Here is a 24,411-nt window from a genome sequence, read left to right as displayed (position 1 = left end):
TAAAAAATGAGAAAAGGGATTTTAGTGTTGGTTTTTTCTGCTTTATGTCTTTGTTCATGTAAAAAGGACCAAAAAAAAACAGATACATTAGTGGATAGCACAAACAAACCTTCAAAAGTCACATTAAACAGCTCAAACGGAGCGTATCAATTAATGGTTAATGGCAAACCTTTTTATATAGATGGCGCTGGCTGTGAGTTTGGAAATATTGCTGCTTTAGCAAAACACAACGGAAATTCATTTAGAACATGGCGCACCAATAACGGAAAACAAACCGGAAAAGAGGTTTTGGATGAAGCTCAAAAAAACGGTTTGATGGTTACCATGGGAATTGATGTGGCACGTGAGCGCCATGGGTTTGATTATAATGATGAAGCCGCTGTTAAGGCTCAAAAAGAGCGCATAAAAAAAGAAGTACTGGAACTTAAAGATCACCCAGCTTTAATGATTTGGGCTATAGGAAATGAATTGAATTTGAGGGCTACAAACCCAAAAGTTTGGGATGCCGTTAATGATATTTCAAAAATGATCCATGAAATAGACCCCAATCATTTAACAACAACACCTCTTGCCGGATTTTCAAAACAAGACGTGCAAAACATTAAGGAACGATGCCCAGACTTAGACGTGTTGTCTATCCAATACTATGGAGCTATAGTTAAACTCCCTCAGTTAATTAAAGATTATAATTGGACTGGCCCTTATATTATTTCAGAATGGGGAGCTACTGGCCATTGGGAAGTGCCCTTGACCAAATGGGGAGCACCTATAGAAGAAAACAGTACCGTTAAAGCTGCTAATTATTTAAAACGTTATAAAACAGTTATAGAAGCAGACACCAAACAATGTTTGGGCTCATATGTTTTTCTTTGGGGACAAAAACAAGAGAGAACCCCTACTTGGTATGGATTGTTTTTGGAAGATGGCAAAGAAACAGAATCTGTTGATGTGATGCATTATTTATGGAACGGCAAGTGGCCAAAAAACAGAACGCCACAAATACAATCATTTACGCTAAACAACAAAACGGCTTATGATAGTATTACCACAAAATCAGGAAAAGAAATTTCAGCACTGGCAATAATCAAGGACCATGAGCATGACACCATTACCTATTCTTGGGAAGTCTTGGAAGAAAGCACCGATTTACATGATGGAGGCGACAAAGAAGAACGGCCAAAAAATATTGATATAGAAATAAAAACCAACCAAAATGGAACCTTACGGTTTAAAGCGCCCAAACCAGGAGCATATAGACTGTTTGTTTACGCTTATGATGGTTTTGATCATGCTGCAACGGCAAATATTCCATTTAAAGTTATTTAAAAAAAAAGAAAAACAAACCTTTTGACAATGCTCTATTTCATCAGGCTTTAAAAAAATCAGTAAAAAAAGAATTAATGAGTGATACAACAATTTATATAGGGAATTCAAAAACATGTACTAAACATGATGAAATTCAAGGAGAGCTATTGAATTTTGAAAATGAGCAGTATTATAAAATCTCAAATAGCGATGCCATGCGCCCTTTTTTCATGAGCATAATCAGTGATTCCAACCACTGGATGTTCATATCAAGCAATGGCGGGTTATCTGCCGGAAGAAAAGATTCCGAATCGGCATTATTTCCGTATTACACCGATGACAAAATAACAGAGTCTACTGAAATTACAGGGAGTAAAACAATTTTACAAGTACATAAAGACAATAAAACATTTTTATGGGAACCGTTTTCCAACCGTTATGAAGGTGTCTACAATATAACCAGGAATTTATATAAAAACACCTATGGCAATAAGATTGTTTTTGAAGAAACAAATCACGATTTCAACCTCACATTCAGATACCAATGGAATTCCAGCAATGAGTACGGATTTGTAAAAAAATCAAAACTTATAAACCATGCGCAAACCAGCGTTTCAGTTACAGTTCTTGACGGATTACAAAACCTATTGCCTTCTGGTGTTGGAGCTGATTTACAAAATAGTAAGAGCAATTTGGTTGACGCCTATAAAAAATCAGAACTTCAAAAAGAAGTAGGATTGGGCATTTATGCGTTAAGTGCTTTTATAGTTGATAAGGCTGAACCAAGTGAAGCACTAAAGGCCAATATTGTTTGGTCTGTTGGAATGACAAACCCAACGTATTTAATATCATCCTTACAACTTAACAAATTCAGACAAGGAAAACCAATTGTTCAAGAAACTGATGTTAAGGCAGAAAAAGGTGCCTATTTTATTTCTTCTACATTAAACTTACAGGCTAATTCAGAGAGTACTTGGATGTTTGTTGCCAACGTTAATCAATCCATTACAAGTGTCAATTACATTTCACAATTAATCAAAAACCAAAAAAATATCACTAAAACAGTTCAAGATGATATTGATTTAGGAACCAAAAACCTAATAAATCTTGGAGCTGCTTCTGATGGATTACAACTAACGGCCGATACCCAAACCAATACGAGGCATTTTTCAAACACCATGTTCAACATCATGCGTGGTGGTATTTTTGATGATAATTATAACATTGAAAAACGTGATTTTATAAAGTACATAGCCCAAGCCAATAAAGAAGTTTTCAAAAAACAAGAAGCCGTTTTAAAAGCTATGCCTGAATTGTTTTCATTGCATGATATAAAACAAATAGCAGAGCAACATAATGATACAAATTTCAAGCGGCTTTGTTTTGAATACTTACCACTTAAGTTCAGTAGACGCCATGGAGACCCTAGTAGGCCATGGAACAAGTTTTCTATTAATACCAGAAGTGAAATAGACGGCTCTAAAATTCTTGATTATGAAGGGAACTGGCGAGATATTTTTCAAAACTGGGAAGCATTGGCTCATTCCTATCCAGAGTTTATTGAAAGCATGATCCATAAGTTTTTAAACGCAACTACGTTTGATGGCTATAATCCATACAGGGTAACCAAAGATGGTTTTGATTGGGAGGTTATTGAAGAGCACGATCCGTGGTCATATATAGGTTATTGGGGCGATCATCAAATCATTTACTTACTTAAATTCTTGGAGTTTATTGAAGGTCATTACCCTAATAAACTGGCCAGCAACTTTAAAAAAGATGTTTTTGTGTATGCCAACGTGCCTTACAAAATCAAACCGTATAGCGACATCTTAAACAATCCAAAAGACACCATAGATTTTGACCATGAGTTGCATCATAAAATCATGGATAAAAAATCAGAATTGGGTGCCGATGGCGCTTTATTGAGAGATGCAAATTCCTCAATTTGCAATGTCAATTTAATGGAAAAACTATTGGCAACCGTTTTGGCAAAAATATCCAATTTTATTCCAGAAGGCGGTATTTGGTTAAATACTCAACGACCAGAATGGAATGATGCCAATAATGCCTTGGTAGGCAATGGTGTATCTATGGTAACCCTATATTATTTACGCCGCTTTTTGAGTTTCCTTGAAAAGATTGTTTCAAATGCAACAACAGAAAGCATGGAAATTTCAAAAGAACTTGCCTTGTTTTTTAATGAAGTGGTGGCTACACTCAATGAAAACATTCAGATACTTTCAGGAAAAGTTTCAGGCGCAGACCGAAAAACAGTTTTGGATGGTTTGGGCAAAGCAGGAAGCAAGTACAGAACCACAATTTATAAAAACGGATTTTCAAGCCATACAGCAACTGTAAGTAAGCAAGATATCTTAGGTTTTATAACTACTACATTACAATATCTTGACCATAGTATCAAGGCAAATAAGCGTGACGATAACCTGTATCATGCATACAATTTAATGACCATTGAAAATGATGCTGAGGTGTCTATTTCGTATTTGCCGGTTATGTTAGAAGGTCAGGTAGCAGCTTTAAGTGCTGGTTATTTGTCTCCAAAAGAGGCTCTAGAATTGTTGGATGGCTTAAAAAGTAGTGATTTGTTTAGACCAGACCAATACAGTTATATTTTATATCCCAACAAAGAACTGCCAAGATTTGACAAAAAGAACAACATTCCAAAAGAAAGTGTTGAAAAGTCAGAACTTGTCAAGCAATTAATTGAAAATGACAACGCACAAATCATAGAAAAGGATGTTTTGGGTCAATATCACTTCAATGGCAGTTTCAACAATGCCAATAGTTTAAAAAGAGCCTTACAGAACCTTTCTGCAGAGTACAAACCACTTGTTGAAAAAGATACGAAACTATTGTTGGATATGTTTGAATCGGTGTTTGATCATAAATCATTTACGGGGCGTTCAGGCACCTTTTATGGCTATGAAGGATTGGGATCCATATACTGGCACATGGTATCTAAGTTGCTGTTAGCGGTTCAGGAAAATTGTTTAACGGCGGTTCACAATAATGAAAGCGAGGTTCTTATTGGGAAATTGCTAGATCATTATTATGAAATCAATGCTGGCATTGGTGTACATAAATCACCAGAATTGTATGGGGCATTTCCAACAGATCCTTACTCCCATACACCTGCCGGAAAAGGCGCTCAGCAACCGGGCATGACAGGTCAAGTAAAAGAAGATATTTTAAGCCGTATAGGCGAATTAGGTGTTTTTGTAAAAGAAGGCAAGTTGTTTTTTAACCCTCGATTATTAAGAAAAAATGAGTTTTTAAAGGCTCCATCGGTATTTAAATATGTTGATGTAAACAATAATGCTCAAAGTGTAAAACTAGAAACAGGATCACTGTGTTTTACCTATTGCCAAATACCTGTTGTTTACAAACAGGAAAAAACCGACAAGCTAACAGTTGATTTTATAAATGGCTCCTCAAGTCAACTGGATACCTTGAGCCTTGATGCTGAAACTAGTAAAAAAATATTTGAAAGAACAGGAGCCGTAAGCAAAATAACAGTTTCAGTAAAGTGATACATGAAATTAACAAACACATACATATTTAAACTCATATTTATAATAAGTCTATGTTCTAGTATGTTAAGTGGATGCATAAATAAACGTGTTGAATCTGATGCCAATGCTATCATTGAAAAGAAAGTAGATTCTTTGCTGGCTTTAATGACTTTGGACGAAAAAATAGGACAAATGTCCCAAGTAAGGCATTTTGATGATATAACCGAAGATGAGATAGCTACAAAATTCATCGGTTCAGTCATTCATACCCAAGGCCCAGCGCCAGGCAAGGACGCTAAAGGATGGCAGGCCAAGTTCACCCAATTACAGAAAAAAGCATTATCAACACGATTGGGTATTCCGCTATTATTTGGTGTTGATGCTGTTCACGGACAAAACACATTTGAAGGTGCAACTATATTTCCTCATAACATTGGATTGGGTGCCACACGAGACGAGGAATTAGTTGAAAAAGTCTCAAAAATTACGGCTTTAGAGGCTCAGGCCACTGGGTTTAACTGGATATTCTCGCCATGTGTGGCCATTCCATATAATGAAAAATGGGGTCGTGTTTATGAAGCCTTTTCTGAGAGCACAGAGCTTACCCAAAAAATGGGCGTTGCTGCTGTAAAAGGCATTCAAGCAGAATTACCAGATGGACGGACCGTTTTGGCAACCGCTAAGCATTTTATAGGGGATGGTGCCACAGATTTTGGTGTTGAAGGCGGTAATACAACAATTAGCATGCAGGAGGTTAATACCCGATTATTGCCACCGTACAGAGACGCCCTAAAAGCAGGTGTTGGATCAATTATGGTGTCTTTTAATACACTATCGGGCATGCCTATGCACGCTAATAAAACGCTTATTACGGACACCTTAAAAACGGCTATGGGTTTTGATGGTATTGTTATATCAGATTGGAAAGGATATTCAAGGTTTGGCAAAAATGAAGTGATAAACGCCGGAGTGGATATGATTATGGCTGTTGATGGCGATTTGGATGATTTTCAAGAAGGCCTTAAGCAAGGTATTGAAAAGGATTCGGTATCAATTGATAGAATCAATGATGCAGTTAAAAGAATTTTAAGACAGAAATTTAGGCTAGGACTATTTAAAAATCCGTTTCCAGATTCCACACTCATTAAAAGCATTGGAAGTCCTGAACACAGAGATATAGCCAGACAGGCTGTAAGGGAATCATTAGTGCTTTTAAAAAATGAAAACAAGGCACTTCCAATAGATAAAAAGACCAAGAAAATTGTGGTTGTTGGTGAGCATGCAAATAATACAGGGCTTCAATCTGGAGGGTGGACTGTTGATTGGCAAGGCTTAACCAGAAATTACTCAGGAGCAACCAGTATTTTGGATGGTATAAAAAGCATTGCAGAAGGCGAGGTTGTTTATGATAAAGATGCTACCGGAAATTATACTGATGCAGACATAGCTATTATTGTGGTTGGGGAATCACCTTATGCTGAATTTTTTGGAGATATAGGTGACGGTAGTGGAACCTATAAATTAACACTTAGCCCCGAACACCAAAAGTATATTAAAACCTATGCCAGTAAAGGTATAAAAACAGTGGTTGTTTTAATTTCAGGAAGACCTCTTGTGGTTACAGATCAGATAAAACAATCTGATGCGTTTGTGGCAGCATGGCTGCCTGGTTCAGAAGGCGATGGTATAGCCCAAGTGCTTTTTGGAGAGTATAATTTTACAGGAAAACTGCCCCATTCTTGGCCTAGATCGGTTGAAAATTTTAGCCGACGGTTTGGCCCTAACTTCTGGGACAAATCAATAAAACCTTTGTATGAATATGGATATGGATTAAGCTATTAACTTAATATCTAGCAAATGAAAACAATGATCAAAAGCATACTAACAATAGCCAGCCTAATAGTTGTTTTAGGATGTTCTAAAACCAATCAGAAGCCAGAAATCACGGCTGCAGACATATTGGGAAACCCCAATTATATTGCTATGTCTTATGGCGGATACAGGGAAAACACAAGAGACATCCAGCCTACAGTTTCTGATATTAAAGAAGACATGAAGATTCTCTCTGCCATGGATGTTAAGGTCTTGAGAACCTACAATACAAAACTTCAACAGGTATCCAATTTACTTAAAGCCATTTCAGAACTAAAAAAAGAAGACCCAAATTTTGAAATGTATGTTATGGTTGGAGCCTGGATAAGCTGCGAAGGAGCATTTAAATGGACAGACACTATTACACCAAACCATGACGTTGAAGACGAACAAGAAAACGCGGCAGAGATTGAAAGAGCTGCTGCCCTAGCAAACCAATACCCTGATATTGTAAAAATGATAGCGGTTGGCAATGAGGCTATGGTAAAATGGGCAACAAGTTATTATGTGCAACCTGGGGTCATTTTAAAATGGGTCAATTATTTACAGGACTTAAAATCACAAGGCAAACTCCCAAAAGATGTATGGATTACCAGTTCAGATAATTTTGCGTCATGGGGAGGTGGAGATGAAATATATCACACCAAAGACCTTGAAAACCTTATAAAAGCTGTTGATTTTATTTCCATGCACACCTATCCATTCCATGATTCCCATTACACACCGGCCTATTGGAAAATACCAGACAGCGAGCAAAACCTATCAGACAAAGAAAAAATAGATGCAGCTATGTTGCGTGCCAGAGATTATGCCATATCTCAATACCAAGGTGTTTTTAATTATATGAAAAGTCTTGGTCTTGATAAACCCATCCACATAGGAGAAACTGGTTGGGCAAGTATTTCAGATGGATTGTATGGCCCAGAAGGAGAAGGCTCCAGAGCGGCTGATGAATATAAACAAGCATTATTTTACAAACATATGCGAGAATGGACCAACAAAGCAGGAATGTCATGTTTTTACTTTGAGGCCTTTGATGAGCAATGGAAAGATGCCAACAATCCATTGGGGTCTGAAAACCATTTTGGACTCATCAATTTAAAAGGCCAGGCAAAATATGCCCTTTGGGATTTGGTTGATAAAGGCACTTTTGATGGATTGCAAAGAGGCGGGAAAACCATTACCAAAACATACAATGGCAACATAAATGAATTAATGGAAAGTGTTAAAATTCCATTTGTAAAACAATAAAAAAGAGTATCACTAACTAAACATAAATAAGATGAAACATTACAAAACACCACCAGAGGATATTGTTCCAGTAGTGCAGAAAATTGCTTTTGGAGCTGGAAATTTAGTAAATAATTTATTGCCTGCTGCATTGGGCGTATTTATGTATTTTCTTGTCACAGCATTTGGGATGAACCCTTTTTTGGCAGGATTACTGGCGGCTATTCCCAGGTTTATGGATGCCTTAACAGATCCTATTATGGGTTATATTTCAGATAATACGGTATCACGATGGGGTAGAAGAAAGCCATATATTTTCATTGGAGCCATACTGAGTGGTATCTTATTTATGATTCTTTGGCAACTCAATCCAGAAAATTCAGAAATGTATAATTTTTATTATTTCCTGATTTTCGCTTTGTTGTTTTTCATTGGAAACACTATTTTCTCAACACCTTTAATTGGATTGGGATATGAGATGACAACTGACTATAATGAGCGCACACGTTTAATGGCATCCTCTCAAATAGTTGGACAATTGGCTTGGATGATAGTGCCTTGGTTCTGGTATCTTATTGCTCGTCCGGAAATTTATCCAACGGAGGCAGAAGGTGTTCGCAGCCTATCAATATTAGTAGGGGCCACATGTATTGTATTAGGAATTCTGCCAGCTATTTTTTGCAGGGAAATCAATCAAACAAACTTAGAATCAAGATCTAATTTGTCTTTTAAGGAACTTGGTTCAAATCTCAAATCATTGATAAAAGGGATTAAGGAAATTTCAAAAAACAATCCGTTTATGAGGTTGTGTGGAGCCACTTTTTTGGTGTTTAATGGTTTTCAAACAGTAGCCTCTTTCAGTTATTTCATCATTGTGTATTATATGTTTAAAGGCAGTAATGCAGATGCCGGTCAATGGCCAGCTTGGTTTTCCACCATCAGCGCAGTGGTAACCGCCTTTTTGGTAATTCCTATTATATCATGGATTGCATCAAATTGGGGTAAACGGCGCGCTTTTATCATTGCTACGTTTATTTCCATTGTTGGATATATCATGAAATGGTGGGCATTTAACCCTACCAACCCATGGCTAATATTAATTCCTATTCCCTTAATGTCTTTTGGTATTGGTGGGTTGTTCACTTTAATGATGTCCATGACAGCTGATGTTTGTGATTTAGATGAATTGAGAAATGGAATCCCAAGAAAAGAAGGCACTTTTGGAGCTGTTTATTGGTGGATGGTTAAACTAGGACAAGCTTTGGCACTTGCCATAGGCGGAGCCGTTTTAAGTTTGGTAGGATTTAACGAAGAGATAGCCATACAATCAGTAGACACAATAACCAAATTGCGTTTAGCCGATATTATAATCCCTTCCGTTACAGCTCTATTGGCAGTTTGGGTTATGTGGAATTATAATATTACCGAAGAACGGGCAAGGGAAATTAAAAAGCAATTAGAAGAAAAAAGATTGAGTTATAACTTAAAACCAAAAAAAGATGTCAATTAGAGCAGGTAAAATAAAAGCATTAACAGGGATAGATTTTGCCAATAAATCTGATGCAGAACTTAAATCCCTTTTCAGTACCGTACTTAAAAACGGTATGCACGGTCTGTGCTTTAGCCCGTATGTTGAAGGGCAAAATCCAGGGGACCAATTAACGGAGGAACAAATAAGAAGGCGTATGAAAATTATTCAACCATATACCAAATGGATTCGTTCTTTTTCATGCACTGATGGTAATGAAATGATTCCGCGTATTGCACATGAATATGGAATAAAAACATTGGTTGGCGCTTGGCTGGGGAATGATCCGGATATTAACGAAAGAGAAATACAAGGGTTGATTGATTTGGCCAAAGCAGGTTTTGTTGATATTGCCGCTGTGGGTAATGAAGTCATGTACCGTAAAGATTTAACAGAAGATGAACTATTAGACTTTATGTATCGCGTAAAAAAGGAAATTCCTGATGTTCCAATGGGGTATGTTGATGCGTATTATGAGTTTTCACATCGACCAAAAATCACCGAAGCTTGTGACGTTATCTTGGCAAATTGCTATCCGTATTGGGAAGGTTGTAGCAATGAATATTCACTGGTTTATATGAAAGATATGTACAATCAGGCACGCAGCGCAGGAAATGGCAAAAAAGTTATTATCTCAGAAACAGGATGGCCAAGCCAAGGAGAAGGATTACATGGTGCTATACCGTCGCATGAAAATGCATTAAGATACTTTGTGAACGCACAAAAATGGTCTGAGGAAGATGATATAGAAATGTTTTATTTTTCGTCATTTGATGAGTCCTGGAAGGTTGGTGCCGAAGGTGATGTAGGCGCTTATTGGGGATTGTGGGACAAAGATGAAAAGCTAAAATTTTAAAATCCATAACTGATTATATGAGTAAACCCAAAACACTAAACATACCATTTGCTAACGCTATTTGTTATTCAGGATTTAGAGAAGGCCAAAGTCCTGGAGGTATCTATCCAAGCTATGATGAGGTAAAGGAAGACCTCCTGATTTTACAAAAAAACTGGAAATATCTTAGGTTATATGACTGTGATAAGCATTCAGAAACGGTGCTGAATGTTATAGAAAAAGAGCATCTTGATTTTAAGGTCATGCTTGGCGCCTATATTGTTGCAGAGATGAATAATTTTGGCTGTCCCTGGGGTGTTACATATTCTGAAGAACAGTTGGAGAATAACAAAACCACAAACATAAAACAAATAGAAAAGTTAATTAAACTAGCCAATCAATACCCAGATATAATATTTTCTTTGTCTGCTGGAAATGAGGCATGTGTTGACTGGACAGACCATTATGTGCCCGTAAAAAGCGTGATCAATTATGTGAAAATGATAAAAAAAGGCGCAAAACAACCTGTTACTTTTTGTGAAAATTATGTGCCTTGGCTGGATAAACTGAAGGCCCTTGCCCACGAAGTGAATTTTATCTCAATACATACCTATCCTGTTTGGGAATACAAACATATTCATGATGCACTAGAATATACAAAGGATAATTTTTATGCAGTCCAAAAAAAGTATCCCAACAAGCCTGTACTTATTACAGAGGCAGGTTGGGCAACCAATTCTAACGGACGTGGCATTCATCCATCAAATGTAAGTGAAGAAAATCAAGAAGTATATTATAATGATTTGATGGAATGGACAACACAAGAACAGATACTCACCTTTGTTTTTGAAGCATTTGATGAACCGTGGAAAGGATCTCCTGAACCACTGGAACCCGAAAAACATTGGGGACTATTCAAAGTCGACAGAACACCAAAATTAGTGATGAGCAAAAAGTATTATAGTCTAAAACAATAATTGCCAAGGCATAAATTAAGGTGTCTGTGTTAAAAAAATGACACTTTTTATTTAACGATAGTGGTTTTGATAAAAAATGGATGCTAAAGCCACCTATACATTACCACAACAAAAGGCGTAAAGTGTTAATTGTCAAATAAAAAGAAAACAAATAACACTTTAACAAAACACGATTAAATGCAACCTGACCCGACGAAATACAAATTTAAAGACAAGGAATGTTAAAACCGCAACAAAAGCATTGATTTTTTGTTTTGTATGTTTTTTGTATGGGCATTTTTTGTATATTATTAAGAGAACAAGGCATATCTTTAAAAAAACTCAAACTCAAATATTTATTAATTAACTAAAAACACAGGATTATGAAAAAAAAATTACATTCTTTTACTACGAGTTATTTTAACTCTTTAGGATTATATCTCAACAAACTTTCTTGGATAAACAAATTAAACAGCACATTTATTTTTTGTTTTGCTTTATTGTTTAATGTTGGCGTTATGAACAGTCAAACAGATATTGCAGTAAATGGAGGCTTTGAAACTGGTGATTTTACAGGATGGACACAATTTATTAGTGGTACACAAAATATAATTACAACTAATCCTTCTGTGGGAACATATTGCGCTGAATTAAACAACACTGTGCCAGCATCGGCAAGTTTAATAAAAGATGCTAACGTGGGAGTTGGAACTGCAGTAGCTAATCAAGATGTTACAGTAACATTTGATGCACGTGGCACAACAGTTGATGGTGGCGTAGCTTTTGCAGAGCTATTCTCTGAGCTAAGTGGAGGAGGTGTATCAAAATCTGAGATATTAGGAGGCGGTCCTTTAGCCTTAGATGTTGATCCTAATGTTTGGAAAAGTTTTTCTTTTACTACAACTTTGGGGCCAGATGTAAGTGGAGGAGTAACGTTACAGTTATCTGCTACAACTGGGGGTGCAGGTACTTCTTCCGCACACTTGTTTTATGATAATATTAAAATCACATTAACTGCTGGTCCAGCACCAACATGCTCAGATGGTATCAAGAATGGCGATGAAACTGGAGTAGATTGTGGTGGTACATTTTGTGCTCCTTGTACAACTATAACAGATCCTACTGTTTCGGCTCCAGCACCAACATTACCTGAAAGTCAGGTTCTGTCAATTTTCAGTGAAACGTATCCAACAAATACAGTTACAAATTTTAATTTTCTAGCTTTTAATGGTGCAGGTACTTATACTACTGTTGATATTGAATCCAATAGTAATCTATCGGGAAAATTACAAGATTTAACATATTATGGTGCCCAATGGGATGCTGTAGATTTAACTGTTGAAGAATCTGCTGGGGTTCCTAAGTATAATTATGTGCATTTAGATTATTATGCAACAACATCAACAGCATTCAACTTTTATCTAATAGATGCTACTGCAGGAATTCCTGGAGGAAATGCAGCAGAACCACGTTATGCCTTCGCAACAACTGGTGGAGATGAAACAATAGTACAAGGTGAATGGAAAAGTGTATTCATACCTTTATCACATTTTGCAAACTACGATACTGGAACTTATTCTTATGATTTAACTGATATTTTCCAATGGAAGTTTGATGGTAATGGAACGTTGTATTTTGATAATGTATATTTTAGTAAGGATCAAGCATTAGGGATAAAAGATTTTGCCATAGCTGGTCTTAAAGTACATCCAAACCCAGCCAAAGACAACTGGACGGTTAGTACTAAAAACATCAAGATGACATCTATTCAAGTATTTGATATCCTTGGTAAAAATGTGTTATCATTACGACCCAACACCAGTGAGGCTAAAATAAATGGCGCTAATTTAAGATCTGGATTATATTTTGCAAAAATAAGCACCGCTAACGGGGCAAGTACCCTAAAATTGGTGAAAGAATAGAAAAAGTATTCAATTGTAATATTTAAATAATTTAAAAGGAGTGATGTAATTAAGTTTAAGTCACTCCTTTTTTTATGCCCATAAAATCAAATAATAAGCTACACTAAACATAATTTTCATGAAACGCAATTCATTTTTACTTAAACTTGTAATTATATCAGTCATAAGCTTTAGTACAATCACTCAAGCCCAAACAGTTGTGGGGAGTGGTAGTTATACAACAACATTCCCGGGAACCGATAGTGCAGGAAGGAATTCCTATCCATCTGGGTCACCACAATTAAGTGGTAATGCTGTGGGTAAACCCGTTCCTACCAACGACTGGTGGTCAAGTTTAATAAAAGAGAATCAAGCAAGTAACTTGTTTAATTACCCCATGACCTTAAAAACCACAAACAATGGTTTGGTTGTTACATACATCCCTTGGGGTGTTATCGATGATCAAGAACCTATTTTAGTGGGCACAACTGGTATGAGTGTTACCAATACAACCGTTTCAGATTATTCAGATTGGACTGTTACCATGAACTGGAATGATGGAACTCATAATATGAACGCAACCTCTGGCATAGGGATGCCCTTTATTTATTTTGAAAAAGGGAGCAGTGATGTAGCTCAAATTCAAGTCAATTTAGGAACGGTTACCATATTAAATGAGATGTTAATAGTTGAGAACGCCAGAAATGGTGGCAATTTTGTGTTTTATGCCCCAGTTGGAAGCAACTGGGTACAAAACGGTAATGTGTACACCTCAACGTTAAACAATAAAAACTACTGGTCCATGGCCATGTTGCCATTAACAGCTCCCAACATAACAACCGTAGCCACAGAATATAAAAAATATGCTTACGTATTTCCAACCAACACTACTGCTACTTGGAATTATACTGAGAGCAGCTCAAAAGTTTCAACCACATTTACCGTTTCAACAGATGTAAAAGAAGGCACAAACACCAATATGTTATTAGGATTATTGCCACACCAGTGGAGTCACTTGGCTCCAAGTTCGGCAATTCCTGATAAATATAGCTATAGTACAGCCAGAGGTGAATTAAAAACTTTGGAAGGCAATACCTTTAGCGTAGAAAACACGTTTAAAGGCATTTTACCTACCCTACCATATTTGGCTAACTACAGCCCAGGTTTTGACCCATCAGAACTTGAAAATAAAATCTCCCAAGTTGAAAATGATGGTCTTGCCACCTGGACAGATACCTACAATGAGGGACAATCCATGAACCGATTGATACAAACGGCAAGAATAGCTGACCAAACAGGAAACATAGAAGCAAGGGATAAAATAATTGCGACCATTAAAGAACGCTTGGAAAATTGGTTAACATATCAGTCAGGTGAGGTTGCTTTTTTATTTTACTATAATAGTATCTGGTCTACCATGTTAGGCTATCCAGGAGGATATGGACAAGATAGTAGCATTAATGACCATCATTTTCATTGGGGCTACTTTATCCATGCGGCTGCATTTATGGAGCAATTTGAACCTGGTTGGGCAAACCAATGGGGTGGCATGGTCAATTTATTGGTCAGGGACGCAGCGTCTTCAAACAGGAATGATGATAAATTCCCCTTTTTAAGAAATTTTAGTCCGTATGCTGGACATTGTTGGGCCGATGGGTTTGCCTCCTTTCCGCAGGGCAATAACCAAGAATCAACCTCAGAAAGCATGCAGTTCAATTCTGCCTTAATCCATTGGGGAACCATAACAGGAAATAATGAAATTCGTGATTTGGGTATTTACCTATATACAACAGAGCAAACGGCTATTGAGGAATATTGGTTTGATATGAATGAGCGCAATTTTAAACCCACACAACAGTATGGTATGGTTTCCAGGGTATGGGGCAACTCCTATGACAACGGCACATTTTGGACGGGTGATATTACGGCCTCTTATGGTATTGAAATGTACCCTATACATGGCGGATCTTTATATTTAGGGCAAAACAAAGCCTATGTACAGAAAATTTGGAATGAACTAAAAACCTATACAGAAATACAAAGTACATCAAGTACGAACCCTAATTTATGGCATGATACCTTTTGGAAATATTTGTCTTTTATAGATCCTCAGACAGCTATTGATATGTATGATGCATATCCAAACAGAATCATGAAGTTTGGCATATCAGACGCCCAAACCTATCATTGGCTGCACGCCATGAATACCTTGGGAACGGTTGAAGCATCCATTACAGCCAACTATCCCATTGCAGCTGTGTTCAACAAAAACGGTGATATTACCTACGTAGCGCATAATTATTCTGATAGCCCAATTACAGTTACATTCTCCGATGGTTTTACTTTAGACGTTCCGGCTCACAAAATGGCAACCAGTAAAGATGTTGACGTTTCTGGGGTATTATCATCTGATTTTAAACAGGCATTTCCTAACGGAAGTGTTAATTTGAGTGTGGCCACATCAGGCACTGGTATTACCAAGGTTGAATTTTTTGATGGAACAACATTGTTGGGAGATGATGTGTCAAGTCCGTATCAATTAAAGGCAACAAATTTAGAACTTGGTGTGCATGGAATGTATGCTAAGGTTTATAAAGGCGCACAATTTAGTGTTACCAATATTGTCAAAGTTCAAGTAGGGGAGCAAGTACCGTATTCAGGAACACCTATTTCAATTCCAGGTATTATAGAGCCAGGGTATTATGATAAATTTCAAGGTGGAGTTGGCCAAGGCATTGCCTATGTTGATGTTTCACAAGTTAATGAGGGTGATTTTAGAACAGATGAATATGTAGATGCTGCAACAGACACCAATGAAGGTACTTATGTTGGTTGGATTTCTGCTGGCGAATGGCTAGAATATACCATTGATGTTCAAACGGCTGGAAATTATGATCTCTCTTTTAGGTATGCATCTGGTAATGCTGCCGGAGGTGGCCCTTTTCATCTTGAAATTGATGGAATCCCAATCAGTTCGGACATTTTAGTCAATTCTACAAGTACAACTAATTGGTCTACGTGGGCAACTGCAACCATTAATAATATTGAATTGAACAAAGGAAAACAAGTACTAAGGCTGTCTTTTTCAAGCGGTGAATTTAATTTAGGAAAACTAACGTTTACTTATGCAAGTCCATTAAGTTACAGTCCGCCAGTAGCCAATGCTGGTAATAATGTTTCGGTTATTTTACCCACTACAACGGCCTCGCTTGATGGCTCTTTAAGTACCGATGCTGATACGCCAACCTTAAATTACAATTGGGAACAAATTTATGGACCTTCAACAATCATGTTTTCAGATCAAACGGCAGTTTCACCAACTGTTTCTAATCTTGAAGAAGGCATTTATAAAGTAAAACTAACGGTTGATGACGGGGTTTATTTTTCAACAAGTGATGTATTGATTATTGTGACAGCTACTGGAAACACAAATCCAACGGTCTCATTGAACACTCCTACAAACAATGCTTCCTTTAAGGAAGGAGAAGACATAACACTTACAGCGTCTGCCAGTGATCTGGACGGTACCGTTACTTTGGTTGAATTTTATGATGGAGCCACTAAAATAGGGGAAGACAGTACCCAGCCATATTCCTTTGTTTGGTCTGGAGCAAGTTTGGGCGATCATGTGTTGACAGCAAAAGCCATAGATGACAACTCAGGAAGTATGATTTCTTCTTCAATCAATATAACGGTACAACAAGTAAAATTATGCGCCGAGACATCCTCTGTTGCACAACAAGGATCATTTTCAGTTGGTTATACAAGTACTTTTGAAACTGTTGGTACAGACGTAATTGTAACCTTTGAATTGTTAGACACAGATAAATCTGGAGTGGTTGCTTACTTGTGGCAGGAATCGCCTTTTAGTGAATCTATAATGAATCAAGTTACAGGAAATATTTTTACCAAGACATTAAGCGGTCAAACACCTGGACAAACCATTAGTTATGCTTGTAAATTTGCCTATGCTGGAGGTCTTTCTGCAACAAGGTATGTCAGTTATGTTGTTGGCAATGATTGTAATACGACTAACGACATTCAGTCTCCAACAAATTTTACGGCAACAGTAGGTAATATAAAAGCGACATCGGTTGAGCTGCTATTAAATGGGTCCGATGATTCTGGCTCGGTTACATATACAATTAACTACGGAAGCTCTACTATAATTGCAAGTGGGAATTCAGGAATTCAAAAATCACAAATAATAAATGGATTAACACCTAGTACGCTTTATACCTTTAATGTTTCAGCAAGTGATGCAGCTGGGAACTTGGCTAATAATAACCCTATCGCTCTTCAGGCAACAACTTTGACAAGTTCAAATTCAAGCTGTTCCGGAACATCCATAGAGGCTCAACAAGGTTCTTTTGATATAGGATACAACTATGAGTTTTCAACATCAGAAAACAACGTTACGTTTACATTTGAATTGCTTGACAACAAGTCTGGTGTTATAGCATATCTGTGGAAAGAAAGTCCGTTTGGGGAAACCCCAATGACCAACGTTTCGGGTAAAATATTTTCTGTAACAATACCAAATCAAGTGCTTGGAACAAATTTAAGTTACGCTTGCAAATTTGCTTTTGCAGGTGGATTGGCTGTCACCAAATATTTTTCTTATACGGTAGGAGATAATTGTTCAGCATTAGGGTTAAGTGATTTAGATTTGGACTTAGTTAAAGTTTTTCCAAATCCAACCCAAGAAATGTGGACACTTAAAACCAAAAACATAAACATAACATCTATTCAGGTGTTTGATATTTTGGGTAAAAACGTGTTATCATTCCAACCTAATACTAGCGCGGTTAAGATAAACGGAGCTAATTTGAAATCTGGATTATACTTCGCTAAAGTAATTACAGATAGCGGAGTTGGCACTTTAAAACTGCTTAAAAATTGAGTTTAGTTTTTTTGCTTTTTTACTATCAAGCGTGTGAGGTTTAATCACACGCTTTTCTTTTATAAATCAATACATTAAAAAACTGTTATATTAGTTGAATAGCAATTTATAATTCATTTTAAATTCTATATATTTGTTGGGTGAATGAAAAATTTGAGGGATACATATTTTTCAAATACAATACTTTTAAGTATAAAAGCGCGTTAAAGATTCAAAATATATGGTTTTTACGACAGCAAAATGCGCTTCATCGATATTTTTGAGCGCTTCAAAGATTTTTTTTGAAAGAAAAAACGCTCAAAATCATTGTTCATTCATTTTTTTTAATACTTTTGCCAAACAATGACTGTACAAAATAAAAGAATATTTGCCTCAATCTTATTTGTATTAATAAGTTTTGTATGCTCAGCTCAAACACCACCTCCGCCTGGGCCACCACCACCACCAGGGTTTCCTATAGACGGAGGAGTAATAATTGGTGCTTGTGTTGCCTTGTTGTATGGCAGTAAAAAATTGTTAAGCAGTAAGTAGTTATTTGGTTAACAAATTCAAGTCAATAAGTTTCGCGACATATTTTCCCAACACATCAAATTCTAAATTCACCACAGTACCTTTCTTAAAATCACAAAAATTGGTGTGATTGTAGGTATATGGTATAATGGCCACACTAAACGTGTCTTTTTTTGAATTGACTACTGTAAGGCTGGTTCCGTTTACGGTGATAGACCCTTTTTCAATGGTAATATTGTTTAATTTCGAATCATAAGAAAATGTAAACACCCAACTACCATTGGCTTCTTCAATGTTGGTGCACGTTGCGGTTTGGTCTACATGACCTTGTACAATATGCCCATCAAGTCTATCACCTAGCTTCATGGCTCGTTCTAAATTGACTTTGTCACTTACTTTTAGCGTTCCAAGGTTTGATTTGTCCAAGGTTTCTTGTATGGCTGTTACTGTATACTCGTCGTTATTAATGTCAACCACTGTTAAGCAAACGCCATTATGGGCAACGCTTTGGTCAACTTTAAGTTCTGGTGCTAACTGGCTTTTTATTGAAATATGAAGGTTGTTTAAATCGTGTTTTAAATTGGTAACCACACCCATATCTTCAATTATTCCTGTAAACATATTATTATCTGTTTATTTGGTTAAATTTGCAGTAACAAAATTACGAACAAAAGTTATCATTCTTAATGAAGAAATCAGAAAATATAGTTGTTGGGATATCTATAGGCGACTTAAACGGTATAGGTGGTGAGATTGTTTTAAAAACATTTGAAGACTCTAGGATTTTAGACTTTTGTACACCGGTTATTTTTGCCTCATCAAAAGTCATGGCGTTTTTAAAAAACCACTTCAACTCTACCATCAATTTTAATGATATTAACCATTTAAATCAGTTAACTTTTGGCAGGGTCAATGTTCTAAATTGCTGGAAAGAACCTGTTACCATTGATTTTGGGAAGGAAGATCTTAAAATTGGGGAATATGCCATCAAGTCGTTACAAGCAGCAACAAAGGCGCTTAAAGACAATGAAATAGACGTATTGGTAACAGCCCCTATTAATAAGCACAATATTCAGTCTAAGGAGTTTAAGTTTCCAGGACATACTGATTATCTTGCCCAAGAACTTGAAGGCGAAAGTTTAATGCTCATGGTTGCTGAAAACTTAAGGGTTGGATTGCTTACAGACCATGTGCCGGTTAAAGACGTAGCCATAAAAATTTCAGCTGATTTAATCGAAAAAAAAATCAACACGGTTTACAAAACACTTCAACAAGACTTTAAAATAAACAGGCCCAAAATAGCCGTTTTGGGCATCAATCCACACAATGGCGATAATGGTGTTATTGGCAATGAAGATGATGATATTATGCGGCCTACGCTTAAAAAAATTAAAGATGAGGGTAAATTGGTCTATGGACCTTATGCTGCCGATAGTTTTTTTGGCTCAAATAATTACAAAAATTTTGACGCCATCATTGCCTCCTATCATGACCAAGGATTGATACCATTTAAAACACTGTCATTTGGGCAAGGTGTTAATTTCACTGCGGGTTTAAACAAGATAAGAACTTCGCCAGACCACGGCACAGCCTATGAAATTGCTGGCAAAGGAACTGCTGATGAGAGTTCATTTAAAGAGGCCGTATTTACTGCATTGCAAATATTTAAAAACAGGTCTGATTATGAGTTGCTTACACAAAACCCATTAAAGCAAACAGAAAAACAGAGATAAGCAAAAAAATGTAAATAAGTGCTGTGGCATAAATTAAAAATTTATATATTTGCAGGCTCAAATTAGAAGTGACGATGAAGCCATTAAAAGAGTTTACAATTCCATTTGTTGGATTAAAACTGGGGACTCATCACTTTAATTTTAAAATTGAGCAAGCGTTCTTTGAGTATTTTGAGTATGAGGATTTTAACAACTCCAACATTAATGTAGATGTTGAACTGGTTAAAAACACAACGTTACTGGAATTGCATTTTACAATTTCAGGAACCGTCAACATCAATTGTGATGTTACCAATGAACCTTACGATCAAGTTATAAATAATGAATTTGATTTGGTGGTTAACTTTGGAGATGAATATAATGATGAAAACATAGATATTCTTATTCTTCCGCATGGAGCTTATGAAGTCAATATTCAACAATATATTTATGAATTAATTGTGTTGGCAGTTCCTATAAAACGCATTCATCCAGGAGTTGAAGACGGAACGTTGAGTTCAGACATACTTGAAAAATTAAAGGAGTTAAGCCCAGAACTTGATGACGAAAAAAAGAAAAATGAGGACATAGACCCTCGCTGGAATACTTTAAAAAAACTATTAACGGATAAATAACGATAGAAAATGGCACATCCTAAGAGAAAAATCTCGAAAACTAGAAGAGATAAAAGAAGAACCCATTATAAAGCAACTGCGCCAACAATTGCAACATGTCCTACAACAGGAGAAGCTCACTTGTACCATAGAGCTCACTGGCACGAAGGTAAATTATATTACCGAGGTCAAGTGTTGATTGATAATTCTGAAGCAATAGAAAACGTAGCTTAAAAAGGTTAAACTTTAATAACAAAGCGCTCACATGTGAGCGTTTTTTTTATGATAAGTTTTTCTAAGAGCCAAAAACAACTTAATTTGCGTAATATTAGACAAAAATTAGTAATTTGAACAAATTTTTGAAAATTTTGGTCATTTTTTACGAATTTTGGTCGAATTAACGATAAAGTTATGAGTAAAATATCAGCAGCCATTACAGCTGTAGGTGCTTATGTACCGGAATATGTGTTAACCAATCAAATTCTTGAGACCATGGTTGACACTAATGATGAATGGATTACTACCCGTACCGGAATCAAAGAACGTAGAATTCTTAAAGACGTTGGCAAAGGCACTTCTTATTTAGCCATTAAAGCCGCTCAAGATCTAATAAACAAAAAAGGAATAGACCCCAAAGATATTGAACTGGTAATTGTTGCTACTGCCACACCAGATATGAAAGCCGCTGCCACAGCTGCATTCACGGCAACAAATATTGGCGCTGTCAATGCGTTTGCTTTTGATTTGGAAGCCGCTTGTTCAAGTTTTTTATATGGCATGTCTGTTGCTGCACGATATATTGAGTCCGGTAAATACAAAAATGTTCTTTTAATTGGAGCTGACAAAAACTCTTCAATGATTAATTATAAGGATAGAGCAACCTGTATTATTTTTGGAGATGGAGCCGGAGCTGTGTTGTTTGAGCCAACTACAGAAAATCTTGGATTACAAGACGAGTATTTGAGAAGTGACGGATCAGGTAGAGAATTTCTGCAAGCCACGTATGGCGGATCATCATATCCCATTACACCAGAAGCCGTTGAAGAAGGAAAGCAATATATTTTTCAAGACGGAAAAACCGTTTTTAAAAATGCGGTGTCAAGAATGGCAGACGTTTCCTCAGAAATGTTGCAGCGAAACAACCTGACAAAAGAAGATGTGGCTTGGCTAGTGGCACATCAAGCCAATAAACGTATTATTGATGCTACGGCAAGCAGAATGGGTCTTGAGTCAGAAAAAGTCATGATGAACATCCATAAATATGGAAATACGACTTCAGCAACTTTGCCGTTATTATTAAACGATTACGAATCACAACTCAAAAAAGGAGATAATCTAATTTTTGCAGCCTTTGGTGGTGGATTTACTTGGGGGTCAATCTACTTGAAGTGGGCATATACGCATTCTACTAACTAAAAAACTATATTATGGATTTAAAAGAGATTCAAAACTTAATTAAGTTTGTTGCCAAATCTGGAGCAAGCGAGGTTAAACTCGAAATGGAAGACATAAAAATCACCATTAAAACCGTATCAGAATCAGATACTACTCAAGTACGATACATCTCAGAAGCACCTGTGGCACAAAGCCCAGTTGTCATGTCCAAAGAAACTGCTCCTCAAGCATCTGAAACACCAGCACCAGCCGCACCAGTTGCAAAATCTGAAGATGATTCAAAATACATAACCATAAAATCACCAATCATTGGTACTTTCTACAGAAAACCATCACCAGATAAACCATTGTTTGTTGAAGTTGGTCAAACCATTGCCGAAGGCGATGTACTTTGTATCATAGAAGCTATGAAACTATTCAACGAAATAGAATCTGAGGTTTCAGGAAAAGTAGTCAAGATATTAGTTGACGATGCGTCTCCTGTAGAATTCGATCAGCCACTATTTTTAGTAGATCCGTCATAACCCATTAAAAATTCCAATACACAAATCCCTAAATCCAATTGTTGGAATTTGGTGCTTGGAATTGAATTTTTAAAATTAAAGTTATGTTTAAAAAAATATTAATTGCCAACAGAGGAGAAATAGCACTGCGTGTTATTAGAACCTGTAAAGAAATGGGAATTAAAACGGTTGCCATCTATTCAACAGCAGATGCCGAAAGTTTACACGTTAAATTTGCTGATGAAGCAGTTTGCATTGGCCCACCGTCAAGTACAGACTCGTACTTAAAAATGTCAAATATCATTGCAGCTGCAGAAATCACCAATGCAGATGCCATTCACCCAGGATACGGATTCTTATCAGAAAATGCCAAGTTCTCTAAAATCTGTGGCGAACATGGTATTAAATTCATTGGTGCATCCCCAGAAATGATTGACAGAATGGGTGATAAAGCCAATGCGAAAGCCACCATGAAAGCAGCCGGTGTTCCTTGTGTTCCAGGAAGTGATGGCATTATTGAGTCTTTTGAAGAATGTGAAAAAATAGCAAAGGAAACCGGTTATCCAGTTATGCTTAAAGCCTCCGCTGGAGGAGGTGGAAAAGGAATGCGTGCCGTTTGGAAACCAGAAAAACTAAAAGAAGCTTGGGAATCGGCCAGACAAGAAAGTAAAGCGGCATTTGGGAATGATGATATGTACATGGAGAAACTTATTGAAGAGCCCAGACATATTGAAATTCAAGTTGTAGGGGATTCCACAGGAAAAGCCTGTCATTTATCAGAACGCGATTGTTCCATTCAACGCCGTCATCAAAAGTTAACAGAAGAAGTGCCGTCTCCGTTTATGACAACTGCACTTCGTAACAAAATGGGAGAAGCCGCTGTAAAAGCAGCTGAATATATTAAATATGAAGGTGCCGGAACCATTGAATTCTTGGTAGATAAACACCGTAATTTTTATTTCATGGAAATGAATACGCGTATTCAGGTTGAGCACCCTATTACCGAACAGGTTATTGATTTTGACTTGATACGTGAACAAATATTGGTAGCCGCAGGTGTGCCAATTTCAGGAAAAAATTACACGCCTAAGCTTCATGCCATAGAGTGTAGAATCAATGCGGAAGACCCGTTTAATGGCTTTAGGCCATCACCAGGTAAAATAACCGTATTGCATGCGCCAGGTGGCCACGGGGTTCGTTTAGACACGCATGTATATGCTGGCTATACCATTCCGCCGAATTACGATTCCATGATTGCCAAGTTAATTACCACGGCACAAACGCGCGAAGAGGCCATCAATAAAATGAAACGTGCTTTGGACGAGTTTGTTATTGAAGGGATAAAAACAACCATTCCGTTTCATAGACAACTTATGGAGCACCCAGATTATTTAGCCGGTAATTATACCACCAAGTTTATGGAAGACTTTGTCATGCAACCAGAAACAGAAGAATAAACATACTAAACTCCGAAAATTATTTCGGAGTTTTTTTATGGTGTTCCTTTTGCTTTTCCATAAAAAGCAAAAGTCAGGCTGTTCGCTATATCTTTTTTAGCACACTAAAAAAGGATGCCGCTGCCATCCTTAACACAAAAATTTAGTACATTTCAGT

General features: G+C 36.9%; 17 protein-coding genes. 16 read left to right on the top strand and 1 reads right to left on the bottom strand.

Going from position 1 to position 24,411, the window contains the following annotated elements; translation table 11 throughout:
* Positions 1-6: 6 nt before the first annotated feature.
* The 10 genes from IEW94_RS03230 (at position 7) to IEW94_RS03185 (ending at position 18,594) form a co-directional block, all read left to right on the top strand.
* Positions 7-1,326, top strand: a complete 1,320-nt coding sequence (locus tag IEW94_RS03230) for a glycoside hydrolase family 2 TIM barrel-domain containing protein (protein ID WP_188649899.1) — start codon at positions 7-9, stop codon at positions 1,324-1,326.
* Between the two features lie 74 nt (positions 1,327-1,400).
* Positions 1,401-4,856, top strand: a complete 3,456-nt coding sequence (locus IEW94_RS03225) for a 1,3-beta-D-glucan phosphorylase, GH149 family (RefSeq protein ID WP_188649897.1) — start codon at positions 1,401-1,403, stop codon at positions 4,854-4,856.
* A gap of 3 nt (positions 4,857-4,859) precedes the next feature.
* The gene (locus tag IEW94_RS03220) at positions 4,860-6,680 is read left to right on the top strand and encodes a glycoside hydrolase family 3 protein (protein ID WP_229669428.1); all 1,821 of its coding nucleotides are present in this window, start codon (positions 4,860-4,862) and stop codon (positions 6,678-6,680) included.
* A gap of 15 nt (positions 6,681-6,695) precedes the next feature.
* The gene (locus IEW94_RS03215; protein WP_229669427.1) at positions 6,696-7,961 is read left to right on the top strand and encodes a glycoside hydrolase family 17 protein; all 1,266 of its coding nucleotides are present in this window, start codon (positions 6,696-6,698) and stop codon (positions 7,959-7,961) included.
* 31 nt (positions 7,962-7,992) lie between these two features.
* The gene (locus IEW94_RS03210; RefSeq protein ID WP_188649893.1) at positions 7,993-9,450 is read left to right on the top strand and encodes an MFS transporter; all 1,458 of its coding nucleotides are present in this window, start codon (positions 7,993-7,995) and stop codon (positions 9,448-9,450) included.
* Positions 9,440-10,324, top strand: a complete 885-nt coding sequence (locus IEW94_RS03205; RefSeq protein ID WP_188649891.1) for a glycoside hydrolase family 17 protein — start codon at positions 9,440-9,442, stop codon at positions 10,322-10,324. Before IEW94_RS03210 ends, IEW94_RS03205 begins: the two co-directional genes overlap by 11 nt.
* Before the next feature lie 17 nt (positions 10,325-10,341).
* The gene (locus IEW94_RS03200) at positions 10,342-11,280 is read left to right on the top strand and encodes a glycoside hydrolase family 17 protein (protein WP_188649889.1); all 939 of its coding nucleotides are present in this window, start codon (positions 10,342-10,344) and stop codon (positions 11,278-11,280) included.
* 362 nt (positions 11,281-11,642) lie between these two features.
* The gene (locus tag IEW94_RS03195) at positions 11,643-13,181 is read left to right on the top strand and encodes a T9SS type A sorting domain-containing protein (protein WP_188649888.1); all 1,539 of its coding nucleotides are present in this window, start codon (positions 11,643-11,645) and stop codon (positions 13,179-13,181) included.
* Positions 13,182-13,299: 118 nt separating this feature from the next.
* On the top strand, positions 13,300-18,063 hold the full coding sequence (locus IEW94_RS03190) for a glycosyl hydrolase (protein WP_188649886.1): 4,764 nt from the start codon (positions 13,300-13,302) through the stop codon (positions 18,061-18,063).
* 342 nt (positions 18,064-18,405) lie between these two features.
* Entirely contained in the window at positions 18,406-18,594 is a 189-nt protein-coding gene (locus tag IEW94_RS03185; RefSeq protein WP_188649884.1) for an Fjoh_0651 family PID-CTERM protein, read from the top strand.
* Here IEW94_RS03185 and IEW94_RS03180 read toward each other — a convergent pair whose 3' ends face one another.
* Positions 18,595-19,194, bottom strand: a complete 600-nt coding sequence (locus IEW94_RS03180) for a riboflavin synthase (protein WP_188649882.1) — start codon at positions 19,192-19,194, stop codon at positions 18,595-18,597.
* Positions 19,195-19,259: 65 nt separating this feature from the next.
* On the opposite strand from IEW94_RS03180, the gene pdxA reads away from it, so the two are divergent.
* The 6 genes from pdxA to accC all read left to right on the top strand — a co-directional run bounded on the left by pdxA (position 19,260) and on the right by accC (position 24,254).
* Entirely contained in the window at positions 19,260-20,306 is a 1,047-nt protein-coding gene (gene pdxA, locus IEW94_RS03175) for a 4-hydroxythreonine-4-phosphate dehydrogenase PdxA (protein ID WP_188649880.1), read from the top strand.
* Positions 20,307-20,380: 74 nt separating this feature from the next.
* Positions 20,381-20,920, top strand: coding sequence for a YceD family protein (locus tag IEW94_RS03170; protein WP_188649878.1), 540 nt, complete (start codon positions 20,381-20,383; stop codon positions 20,918-20,920).
* Positions 20,921-20,929: 9 nt separating this feature from the next.
* Positions 20,930-21,133 (top strand): 50S ribosomal protein L32, encoded by a 204-nt coding sequence (gene rpmF / locus IEW94_RS03165; RefSeq protein ID WP_188649876.1) that lies wholly within the window; start codon positions 20,930-20,932, stop codon positions 21,131-21,133.
* 177 nt (positions 21,134-21,310) lie between these two features.
* On the top strand, positions 21,311-22,315 hold the full coding sequence (locus IEW94_RS03160) for a beta-ketoacyl-ACP synthase III (RefSeq protein ID WP_188649874.1): 1,005 nt from the start codon (positions 21,311-21,313) through the stop codon (positions 22,313-22,315).
* A gap of 11 nt (positions 22,316-22,326) precedes the next feature.
* Complete coding sequence (accB, locus tag IEW94_RS03155; protein WP_188649872.1) at positions 22,327-22,818, top strand: acetyl-CoA carboxylase biotin carboxyl carrier protein; 492 nt, start codon at positions 22,327-22,329, stop codon at positions 22,816-22,818.
* Positions 22,819-22,901: 83 nt separating this feature from the next.
* Positions 22,902-24,254 (top strand): acetyl-CoA carboxylase biotin carboxylase subunit, encoded by a 1,353-nt coding sequence (gene accC / locus IEW94_RS03150; protein ID WP_188649870.1) that lies wholly within the window; start codon positions 22,902-22,904, stop codon positions 24,252-24,254.
* The last annotated feature ends 157 nt before the right edge of the window (positions 24,255-24,411 follow it).

It is taken from the genome of Yeosuana aromativorans (assembly GCF_014646655.1).
GTDB classification, from domain to species: domain Bacteria; phylum Bacteroidota; class Bacteroidia; order Flavobacteriales; family Flavobacteriaceae; genus Yeosuana; species Yeosuana aromativorans.
Note: the sequence above shows the minus strand (reverse complement) of the source record. Positions and strands in the feature narration are given on the sequence as shown.